A 1204-nucleotide genomic window follows, 5' to 3' on the forward strand; every position below is an offset into this window, starting at 1 on the left:
GACTATACACAGATTTGCGGGATGTTTCAAATCGGGAGCCCCTTTTCCGAGGTGACCGTGCACACAGGAAAACCGTTCGCACGATTATGGCTTTCTGAGCATGCCTGTCGCGTAGTCGTCCAGGATTCTAAGTACTCCCACACTCGGCCATGCCCTGTTCCTTTTCTGCCCTGACCGCTCAAACAATATTCCATGCTCAGCCGACTGATTCAAGGCGCGCAGTGCGCTGGTATTCGAAGTTTTCAGTAGCTTCGAAACTAGCTACGTATGCATCACCGATATGCGCTCATGAACGGAAGCAGCTTCCAGGCAGTTGACTGCGAACGCAGCACTTGGAGCTTCTCCCGTGCGGATCCCAGGTCCGATGCCAAATGAGCAATGTGGACAATCCCGATGGAAGCTGCGTACAAGGTAGCTTCAACGAATTCCTCTAGGATTGGCGACGCATTACCATCACGGTACCGAGAAAGCGCCTCGGAGTATCTAGCCCTATTGCGCAACAGCCCGGCGGATACCGGTGCAGTTGTTGACTGGACCAGACCTCGCGCCCTTGGCAAGGAATGAACTAGGGACCCGTCCGGTACGACCCTTGTCGTCTACAACGGGATAAACCGTGTCGAACTGAGCATGGGCAATTACCTTCTGAAGGATGGAGGGCAGGTCCACGCGTACCATAAATGCGCACAAGTCTTCGATCAGTTCAGGTATCAGCGCCGACTGAGGGACTACATAACTGGCTCCTCTCGGACTCGCCCCGCTCGAACCCACCCGAACGAGCTGATCCCGATACGTTTCTGCATGTATCTCCCGCCTAGGTCGTCCCTGCAGTAGCTCTGCATGCATTTTCAATATCGCATCGCTACTAAGCTCATCTGCCAAAGCGAGCGCAGCTTCCATGGCTCGACCATTGGCTGAAACTGTTGATGTGTTCTGAGAACTTGCTAGTTGCAACTCGACAAGCGCTAATTGTCGAGCGTCGACCGTCAGGTTTTCAATCTGCGCAGACGAAGCGGATTCTGTTCTCAATAGGATCGAGGAGCGAGGCCCCAATGAAGCTGACGTCGAACCCAGCATGATACTGGCCTTGTGATCGAAGCTAATCAGCTCGTTGCTTGCCATTTCCATCCGTTGAACCAGTTCATCTGGAATGTCGAAATCTAATAGTGAGAATTTTGTCGGGACAGCTGACTCATATTCGTCTTTG

The 1204-nt window shown here is 52.8% G+C and carries 1 protein-coding gene; it reads right to left on the bottom strand.

Going from position 1 to position 1204, the window contains the following annotated elements:
- Window positions 1-489: 489 nt before the first annotated feature.
- Window positions 490-1204, bottom strand: a 715-nt coding sequence (locus ACT3UQ_RS19690; RefSeq protein WP_444637818.1) for a Fic family protein, incomplete at its 5' end; no start/stop codon positions are given.

The organism is Glutamicibacter sp. AOP12-B1-11, from assembly GCF_052379245.1.
GTDB lineage: Bacteria > Actinomycetota > Actinomycetes > Actinomycetales > Micrococcaceae > Glutamicibacter.